General features: G+C 71.3%; 8 protein-coding genes. 5 read left to right on the forward strand and 3 right to left on the reverse strand.

Annotated elements, in window-relative coordinates; translation table 11 throughout:
- Positions 1-479: 479 nt before the first annotated feature.
- Together ABZ078_RS34700 and ABZ078_RS34705 are read right to left on the reverse strand one after the other, a co-directional pair.
- Complete coding sequence (locus tag ABZ078_RS34700) at positions 480-3,482, reverse strand: SMC family ATPase (RefSeq protein WP_356581981.1); 3,003 nt, start codon at positions 3,480-3,482, stop codon at positions 480-482.
- Positions 3,479-4,642, reverse strand: coding sequence for an exonuclease SbcCD subunit D (locus ABZ078_RS34705; RefSeq protein ID WP_356581983.1), 1,164 nt, complete (start codon positions 4,640-4,642; stop codon positions 3,479-3,481). Before ABZ078_RS34705 ends, ABZ078_RS34700 begins: the two co-directional genes overlap by 4 nt.
- A gap of 319 nt (positions 4,643-4,961) precedes the next feature.
- On the opposite strand from ABZ078_RS34705, the gene ABZ078_RS34710 reads away from it, so the two are divergent.
- The 5 genes from ABZ078_RS34710 (at position 4,962) to ABZ078_RS34730 (ending at position 8,217) form a co-directional block, all read left to right on the forward strand.
- Complete coding sequence (locus tag ABZ078_RS34710) at positions 4,962-5,114, forward strand: hypothetical protein (RefSeq protein ID WP_356581985.1); 153 nt, start codon at positions 4,962-4,964, stop codon at positions 5,112-5,114.
- Between the two features lie 64 nt (positions 5,115-5,178).
- Positions 5,179-5,343: a hypothetical protein gene (locus ABZ078_RS34715; RefSeq protein WP_356581986.1), complete on the forward strand. Its 165-nt coding sequence runs from the start codon at positions 5,179-5,181 to the stop codon at positions 5,341-5,343.
- A 94-nt stretch (positions 5,344-5,437) separates the two neighbouring features.
- Positions 5,438-6,133: an ester cyclase gene (locus tag ABZ078_RS34720; protein WP_356581988.1), complete on the forward strand. Its 696-nt coding sequence runs from the start codon at positions 5,438-5,440 to the stop codon at positions 6,131-6,133.
- 453 nt (positions 6,134-6,586) lie between these two features.
- Positions 6,587-7,570 carry an L-threonylcarbamoyladenylate synthase gene (locus tag ABZ078_RS34725; RefSeq protein ID WP_356581990.1) on the forward strand — a complete coding sequence of 328 codons (984 nt, stop codon included), beginning with the start codon at positions 6,587-6,589 and terminating at the stop codon, positions 7,568-7,570.
- Between the two features lie 245 nt (positions 7,571-7,815).
- Complete coding sequence (locus ABZ078_RS34730; protein ID WP_356581992.1) at positions 7,816-8,217, forward strand: DUF3662 domain-containing protein; 402 nt, start codon at positions 7,816-7,818, stop codon at positions 8,215-8,217.
- Between the two features lie 295 nt (positions 8,218-8,512).
- On the opposite strand, the gene ABZ078_RS34735 is transcribed toward ABZ078_RS34730, so the two are convergent.
- Positions 8,513-9,031, reverse strand: coding sequence for a GNAT family protein (locus tag ABZ078_RS34735; protein ID WP_356581994.1), 519 nt, complete (start codon positions 9,029-9,031; stop codon positions 8,513-8,515).
- Positions 9,032-9,379 lie beyond the last annotated feature (348 nt).

A 9,379-nucleotide genomic window follows, 5' to 3' on the forward strand; every position in this document is an offset into this window, starting at 1 on the left:
TGTTTCGTCCCCGCCGCGTGGCGACGAAAGCTGAGACTAGGGTCGGAACCCAGCGATCCAGAGAGGACTTTTTGCCATCTCCCGCACAAGAGGGGCGTGAAGTAGCAGACCGGTCTGAACCGCTTGCTCCGGCTCCCCCTCTATGGCTTACGCGCCATTGGCTGCGCTCGGTGCGCGCGGCGGTCTCGGGCCGCATGGGTGGCGTCGGCACCAGCACCTTCTTGTGAAACGTGGTGACCAAGGACGGACGGGGTGCCGGAGAGGCAGTCGAGCCCGATGTCGTCGACTTCGAAACGCCGCCCTCCTGGGCCACTGACCCGGTGGATTCGAGCACGCCGTCCGGCGGTGCAATTCGCAGATCACGCCGCACAGCAGGTTGCGACAGCCACCCCAGGATCGCGAACTCAGAGCGGTGGTCAAAGGCAGGGCAAATCCATCCTGAGCGGGCCGCCAAGTACCGACCAGGCGGAGGCGGACGTTCACGAGCCTTCCGTGCCCCGCTGCCGCAGCACCGACCCCGACCTCCCCTTCACCACCTCCAGTTGCGCATGGATCCGCCGTCGCAGGTCGGCGACATGGCTGACGATGCCGACGCTGCGGTCCCGTTCGCGCAGTGAGTCGAGGACGTCGAGGACCTCGTCGAGGGTCTGGTCGTCGAGGCTGCCGAAGCCCTCGTCGATGAAGAGGGTGTCGAGGCGGACACCGCCGGCCTCGTCGGTGACGACGTCCGCGAGGCCGAGGGCGAGGGCGAGCGAGGCGAAGAAGGTCTCGCCGCCCGACAGCGTCGCGGTGTCCCGCTCGCGGCCGGTCCAGGCGTCGATGACGTGCAGACCGAGCCCGCTGCGACCGCGGCCGGCCCGGTCGTCGGAGTGGACGAGGGTGTAGCGGCCGGAGGACATGCGCTGGAGTCGTACGGTCGCGGCGGCGGCGACCTGTTCGAGGCGGGCCGCCAGCACGTACGACTCCAGGCGCATCTTGCGTTCGTTGTCCGCCGAGGTGCCGGCGGTGAGCGCCGCGAGGCGGGCCACGCGGTCGTACTCCTCGCGCAGCGGGCCGAGTCGGCGTACGGCGGTGGCCACTCGGGCGGACAGGCGGTCGAGTTCGGCGCAGCGCCGGGCGGCCGCGTCGCTCGCGGAGGCGGCGTCGCGGACCCGCTGGGCCGCGGCGGCGGCCGCCCGCTCCGCGGACGCGAGGTCGGCGGGGGGTTGCTGGGCGGCGGCCGCGGTTTCGGCCTCGGCGAGGACGGCGCGGACGGCCGCCTCCTCGGACTGCCAGGCGTCCAGCCGTCGTTGGAGTTCGCGGTGGGCGGCGTCGTCGAGGAGCGCGGCGGCCGCGGCCTGCGGGGTGTCGAAGCCCGCGCGGAATGCGGCGTCGGCCAGGCGGGCGTCGGCGTCCTTGAGTCGCTGGGCGGTGTCCTCGGCGGCGCGCGCGGCGTCGGCGGCCTCGGTGAGCAGCGCGACCTGCCGCTCCAGTTGGGTGGCTCGCGCGGTGACACTGCCGAAGGCTCCCCGCGCCCGGGTCAGCTCCTCCTCCAGCAGGGCGCTTTCCCGGTCCAGCCGCTCACGGTGTCCCACCCGGGAGGCCGCTCTGACCACCGCCTGTTGCCGGTCGGCGGTCCGCCGCTCGTACTCCTCCTCGGCCCGGCGCAGCTCCTCTTGTGCCGGGTGCAGGGCTGACGCCTCCCGACGCGCCTGCGCGTACCCGCGCTCCAACTCTTCGCAGTGCTCGGCGAGTCGCTCCGTCGGCGAGTCTCCGGCCTCGGCAGCGGCGGCGGCCAGCGCCTCCCGGACCAGGCCCAGGCGGCGTTCCTGCTCGGTGTGCCGTTCCTCCGCCTGCTGGTACGCGGTCAGCGCGCGCTCCTCCGCCTCCCGGTCCACGTGTCCGGCGTCCTTGCGGGCGGGGGCGGGGTGGTCGGTGGCGCCGCAGACCGCGCAGGGTTCGCCGTCCTTCAGCCGGGCGGCCAGTTCGGCGGCGATGCCGTTGAGACGCTGTTCCCTGACGTCGAGCCAGTGCGCCTTGGCCTGGAGCACCTGCCCGTGTGCGAGTCGGGTCTGTTCGGCGGCCGCGTCCGTGTCACCGGTCAGTTGGTCACGCGTCCGCGCGGCACCGAGCCGCTGCCGCGCGGGCTCGCGCTGGACGGCGAGCTGCTCGGCACGGGTCGCGGCCTCCTGGGCGGCGTCGATACGGGCCTGGAGCGCGGCGCGGCTCTCCTCCCACCCGGCGAGCCAGTCCTCGGCGTCCTGCAACAGGCCCTCGTCGGCCCGTTCCTGGCGGTCCAGCTCGTCACGCTCGTCGACGAGTGCGGCCAGCCGCTGCTCGGCGCGGCGGGCGGACTCCAGTCCCCCCAGTTCCTCGGCGGCCCGGCGCGCGGCGGCCGCGAGTCCGGCGGCCCCGGCCGCCACGAGGGACTCAGGCAACAGCCCACGTGCCCGTCCCTCGGCTGCGGCGGCCCGCCGGTGCTCCGCCTCGGCGGCCTCACGCAGCTCCAGCGCGGGTGCCACGGCCTCCGCCTTGCGCGCCCGCTCCATCCGGGCCCGCGCCTGCCGGTAGCCGTCGGCGCGCTCCTCCAGCAGCGCGGCCCGCTCTCGCGCCTCGTCGAACCGCCGCTGCAGCCGGGCCACTTCGCGTACGTCGGTCAGGGCGCGGTCGGCGGCGGCGTGGGCGGACTCGGCGGCCAGGAGGCGGCACTGGGCGACGGTCAGCTGTTCGCGGGCGGTGCTGCGGGCGACGGCGGCGGCACCGAGGACGGCCTCGGCCAGGCCCGGCTCGCCGGGCGTGAGGTCGGGCAGCCGCATGGCGTCGCCCGCCGCCTGCTGCATCCGGTGGGCGTCGGCCAGCAGGGCGGCGTCGCCGTCCCGCACCTGGGTCTCGGCCGCCCGTCGGCGCTCGGCGAGGCGCTTCTCGACCTCCGCGAAGCGCTGGGTGTCGAAGAGGCGGCCCAGCAGCTTGCCGCGGGCCTCGGCGTCGGCGCGCAGGAAGCGGGCGAAGTCGCCCTGGGGCAGCAGTACGACCTGACAGAACTGCTCGCGGCTCATGCCGAGCAGTTGGGTGATCTCCTCGCCGATCTCCTGGTGCGAGCGGCTGAGGTCCTTCCAGGTGCCGGGCTGCGCGTCGTACTCGCGCAGCCAGCTCTGCGCCTTGTCGAGCGTCGTGCCCGAGCCACGCTTCTTGGGGCGTTCCCAGGGCGGTTGCCGGGTCACCTCCAACCGGCGTCCGGCGACGGTGAGTTCGAGGCGGACCTCCGTGCGGGTGCCGGGCGCGGCGTGGTCGCTGCGCAGGTTCATGCCGCCCTGACCGCTCTGCCGGGCGCCGGGCACGGAGCCGTAGAGCGCGTAGCAGACGGCGTCCAGGACGGACGTCTTGCCGGCGCCGGTGGGGCCGTGCAGCAGAAAGAGCCCGGCTGTCGACAACGCGTCGAAGTCGACGCTCTGCGCGCCGCCGAAGGGCCCGAAAGCCGTCAGGTCGAGGCGATGGAGCCTCACCGCGTCACCTCCCGCACGGCCTGCTCGGCCCGCACGGCGTCGAACGCGTCCCGGAGCACGCCCTGTTCGTGCTCGTCGGGCCCGGCCCCTCGCACATGCGCCACGAAGTCCTCCGCGATCTCGTGATCGCTCCTGTCCGCGAGCCGACGCGCATAGGACACGTCGGGGTCGTCCGGAGCCCGGTCCGGGTCGAAGACCAGGCTGAGGATGTGGGGAAAGCGTTCGGCGAGGCGGGCCATGGGATCCGGCGGGCGCACCGCGTCCGTGAGCGTCGCCTCGACCCACGCCTCCTCGTGCCGCGCGAGGCCGGGATCGGCGAGCAGGTCCTCCAACGTCCCCCGGACCCGGGCCAGCGCGCGCGGTACCGGGCAGTCGAGGCGCTCGGCGGTGACCGCGCCGTCGGCGGCCAGGTCGACGAGCCACATGCTCTTGCGGTGACCGGCCTCCGAGAAGGAGTACGGCAGCGGCGAGCCCGAGTAGCGGACGCGCTCGGTGATGGTCTGGCAGCCGTGCAGATGGCCCAGCGCCACGTAGTCGACGCCGTCGAAGACGCCGGCCGGCACCGCTGCCACGCCGCCGACGGTGATGTCCCGTTCGCTGTCGCTCGCCTCACCCCCGGTGACGAAGGCGTGCGCGAGGACGACCGACCGGGTGCCGCGCGCGCGTGTGCCGAGGTCGGCCCGCACGCGCTCCATGGCGGCGGCGAGCACGGCCTCGTGCCCGGGCTTCTCGACCCTGAACTCGTCCTTGACCAGGGCGGGTTCGAGATAGGGCAGCCCGTAGAAGGCCACGTCGCCGAAGTCGTCCTGGAGCACGACCGGCGTGCCGCACGCCGACGGCTCGGTCCGCAGGTGGATGCCCGCACGGCCGATCAGCCCGGCCCCCACGCCGAGCCGGCGTGCCGAGTCATGGTTCCCGGAGATCATCACCGTCGGCACGCCGAGGTCGGCGAGCCGGTGCAGGGCGTCGTCGAACAGCTCGACCGCGGCGAGCGGCGGCACCGCGCGGTCGTACACGTCTCCCGACACGACCACGGCGTCCACGCCGCGCTCACGCACGGTCGTCACGAGGTGACCGATGAAGTCGGCCTGGGCGCCGAGCATGCCCACCCGGTGGAACGGCCGGCCGAGATGCCAGTCGGACGTGTGCAGGATTCTCAAGACACCGCTCCGACCTGCATGTTTCCCCTTACTCCACCCCTGGACCCAGCACCGAACCAGCACGGCCCTCGCTCTCGGCACCGACCACGCTAACGCCTGCCCGTACCTGGTCCGTCACGGACCTCAGTGTGCCACCGGCATCTGGAGTCAGATGTCCGTAGATGTCCCGTCGACCGCTGCGAGGCTTGCTTCGCGGGTCGTGGCATCACCCTGAACCTGCCTGCGGCGCGCGCTCGCCCGCGCGCTCGCACGCTCGCCGAGACTCTGCACGGCGAAGTCATGGAGGGACGGTGGACGAACGGCGAGATAACGCCCCCACGTGGCCCTCGCCCACGCGTACGGCGTGCCCGAGTACGTCGCACGCACGATCAGGAACAGCGGGCCCGACCGGCTCATAGGCCGGCGCGGCCGGCGCCGCCCGCAGCAGAAGCGCACCCCCGCTGCCTCACCGGCCGGCGGCGTGCGCCGGTGAGCTCCGTCGAAGTAGCGCGGCTGCCCCGCCGCCAGAGCGAGACCCTGACCGAGCACGCGCAGGCATGCGCAGGGCCGCCGCAGCCGCCGCGGCGTTCCTCAGCTGGTGGACGCCCGGCACTCGCAGGACCAGCTCGACCCTCACCCCACCCCCGGCCCGGCAGTACCGCCCGGTCACCCCGCCCGCCCCGCTGACCGTGGAGAGCCGCCAGTCCCCGACGACTCAGTAGCCAGAGCGGCAGAAGAAGCAAGGACGAAAGCCCCGATATAGCCTGAAATAGCCCTATTCGTTCGCGCGTGTCGCTCATCGCACGGGAGGGGCTCATGACCTTCGTCCAGCTCATCGACTGCAAGACCAGCAACATCGACCAGCTCAACCGGCTGATGGACAACTGGGTCGAGGCGACCCAGGGCAAGCGGACCGCCACACACTCGATCGTCGGGCGGGACCGCTCGGATTCCACCCATGTCGTCGAGATCGTGGAGTTTCCGTCCTACGAAGACGCCATGAAGAACTCCAACCTTCCAGAAACCAACCGCATCTTCGAGGAACTGGTCGCTGCCTGCGACGAGACGCCTTCCTTCACGGATCTCGACGTCGTACGGGACGAACAGCTCAACAAGATGATCGTCCGCCGCTTCTTCGACGAGGTCGTCAACGCCAAGAACCTCGACCTGGCCGACGAGCTGTGCACCGACAACTACCGGGAGCACGACCCCGCCCTCTCCTCCTACGACGTGGACCTCGCCCAGGCCAAGCGGGAGAACGGCGAGATCCTGGAGGCGTTCAACCCCCGGCTCACACTGGAGAGCGTGATCGCCGAGGGTGACCTCGTGACCTGCCGGATCACCTTCCAGGGCCGACACACCGGCGCCTACCAAGGGATGGAGCCCACCAACCGGGACGTCGCCGGAACCGGGCACGCCACGTTCCGCTGCCAGGGCGGCAAGATCGCCGAGAGCTGGTGGAACTGGGACGACCTCGGCTTGCTGCGGCAACTGGGGGTCGTGGAGGCCTGACGCAGACCAGACGCTCCCTGTTGCGCGCGAGCGCCCCGGGCAAGCCGGGGCGCTCGACTGCGGGGTGTCGGTACACCGCCACACCGCCCGCGGTCGCAGCAGCGGGCCGGCAGGTCGTCCAGGCTCACCCTGCCGGTGAGGCAGCGCGAGGGGCGCTCCGGTCGCGCTCGTCTCTGCCAAAATGGGTGACGATGATTTCCGGTATTCTTCATCGCCCATCATGCGGGGAACGGGCGAGCGGGGAACGGGGCGGGATGACTGCCGACGCCACGGATCGCCAGGACCGCCCCACGCACGGTCGACCCAGGTCGCTACCGCCTGCCAGATCACGGAGCGCTCCGCCCAGCGCATCGTGACCGATCATCCTGGGGCTCTTGCCCGCCAAGAGCCCCAGGACACGGACGCCGCCGACGCCGAGCCGACGCCGACGCCGACGCCGACGCAGTGAGAGGAATGCCAGACGTGACGGCAAGAACCAGTGACATCGAGAAGGCGGCCGGTGTGCTGCGCACCGGAGGTCTGGTGGCCTTCCCGACCGAAACCGTCTACGGTCTGGGCGCCAACGCCGAGGACTCCGCCGCGGTCGCGCGCGTCTTCCAGGTCAAGGGGCGCCCGCCCTCCCACCCGCTGATCGTCCACATCGGCGGCGCGGAGCACCTGGGCGACTGGGTCGAGGACGTGCCCGCGACGGCGCGCCTGTTGGCCGAACGCTTCTGGCCGGGGCCACTGACGCTGGTCCTGCGACGCGGTCCCCGGGTTCCCCGCGAAGCGACCGGTGGGTTGGAGACGGTGGCGGTACGTGTGCCCGACCACCCCGTGGCACTCGCCCTGCTGTCGGCCTTCGACGGCGGTGTGGCGGCCCCGTCCGCCAACCGCTTCGGCTCGGTCAGCCCCACAACGGCCGACCACGTCCGTGCGGAGCTCGGTGATGCCGTGGACTTCGTGCTGGACGGCGGCGCCTGCGAGGTCGGCGTCGAGTCGACCATCGTCGACGCCACGGGCGAGATCCCGAGCGTCCTCCGGCCCGGCGGAGTGACACGCGAGGACCTCGAAGCCGTACTGGGGCGCCCGCTCGCGGTCCACTCGACGAGCCGTATCCGGGTGCCGGGCCAGCACCCGTCCCACTACGCGCCACGGGCACAGGTCGTCCTCGTCGAGCCGGACAAGGTCGTCTCCGAAGCGCAACGCGCGCAGGAGCTGGGGCACCAGGTGGGCGTCTTCCTTCCCCCCGCCTTCGCCGACGCTCCGGTGAAGGCACACGCCGTGGTGGCGGTCCCGGGTTCGCCGGCCGCCTACGCACGCGGACTGTACGGGTTCCTACGCGAACTCGACCAACGGGGCTGCGACCTCATCATCGCCTCCCTGCCCGTCGAGCAGGGGCTGGGACTGGCGATCGCCAACCGGCTCCGCCGCGCCGCGGGACCCCGACCCTCTTGAGCGACGGGCGCCGACGCCGTTCGACGGTCGTGCGCAGGCCGGGTGGCTGAGCACTTTGTGGTTACCCGCCCGCTATGGCCAAGCTCATGAAACTGAGAAACAAAGACATGAGGACACCCGCCATGGCCGAGACCGGTCGGGGGCGGCGGTGGCCGGTGCGTCGGCCTTCACCCGCGACCCAGGAACCATTGCAGCGCACAGGTGTCGGCGAGCACGGCGAAGCGACTGAAGGAGTGGCGACGTAGATGAGCACACTCACCGCATGGGAACGGGCCCTCGAACGCGTAGAGGAGACCCTGGTGGCGCAGGTCTTCCCCAGGGAACCGGTCGAACTGGTCGGCGCACTGCGACGCGAATGCGACAGGAACGCCCTCGTGTGCAGTCAGAGCCGGGTGGTGGCCCCGAACGCGTACGACGTGGAACTCGCCGAACACGTCCACGACGAACTCGATCCCCACGAGGGCCAGGTCGCTCAGGTGCTCACCGACAAGTTGGCACGACACGGCGAGCACAAGGGTTACGAATGGGCCGGACCGCTGACCGTGCACGTCACCAAGTCCCACGACGTCCCCAACGGCCGTTACCGCGTGACGAGCACCGTGATGGCCAACATCAGCGCGGGCGGTTTCCGACCCTCGGACCGCTGAGCCTTCCGGCAGTCGGCGGCAACCTCTCGGTCGTAGCGAGCGCCCGCAGGCGCACGATGCCGTCCTGGGTCCGGTGAGCGAGTTGCGATGGCAGCGACGCCGGGGCAACTCCCGACAGATTCGCGGTTGACGGCATCGGCGTCCATTTCGTCCGCCCGCGCGGCGGCGAGCTCGGCGAGCACCTCCGGCCGGATGGGGTCGTCGATCGCGGCGAGGTCGAGGGGTGCGGGCCTCGCGCCGCGGATCCGCGCGGGCAGCCGCGCTCTCCAGCAAGAGGGCGGTCTGGAGCCGGCCGTCAGACGGGCGGGTCGGTGCGAAGCAGGCTGTATAGCACTCCATCCCGCCACGCGCCGTCTCTCCAGCCGCAACCGCGCATCACGCCTTCGCGACTGAATCCGGCTTTCTCCAGTGCCTTCTGCTCGGCAATGTTGTCGACCTCGGTGTCCGCCTCGATGCGGTGAACCGTCGTGTGCGCGAACAGATAGCGCGCCAGCAGCCGATGCGCCTCCGTGCCGTACCCCTGGCCCCGCGCCTGCGGCAGCAACGCGATCCCCATGCTCCAGCAGAAGGACGCCGGTGTCGTCTGACGACGCCGCCAGGTGACAAAGCCGAGCGGCTCGCCGCCGCGAACCACCATGAGCGTTCCGCCGTCCTCGCTGAGCAACCCGTTCTCTGCCCACTTCCTCCGGTACCGGCCCGGATCCAACCACCCGAACCGCGCGAACTCACCCGCTGTCTCCGGATCCTGAGTGAGTTGTTCCAGAATGATCAGGTTGTCTTCGTCGACAGGCTGCAGCACGAGCTGATCGGTCATGTTCATTCCACGATCATTTCTCATGCGTCCGCCGACCGTCCGCCGAACGAGACCTTCCGGTCAGCTGAGCATCAAGGATCACGCTTCCCGGCGCGCCTGCGGGACATATTGGCATTTTTTATCTTAATCTCCCGTAACGGTAAGAAGTCGATCTGTCACGGATCGTCCCACCCCCTCACTCGGAGATGGCATGCACAAGCTACGCAAAACCGCCGTCGTGGTCGTCGCCCTCGGCAGCGTCGGACTCATGGGAGCCGGCACCGCCACGGCCCAGGGCCTCGACGGTCACGGCGGCAAGGGCGGTGACAAGGTCAGCGTCCTGCAGAGCTCCAGCTGCAAGTCGCACGA

Origin of the sequence: Streptomyces sp. NPDC006385, from assembly GCF_040612485.1 — a bacterium.
Taxonomy (GTDB): Bacteria; Actinomycetota; Actinomycetes; order Streptomycetales; family Streptomycetaceae; genus Streptomyces.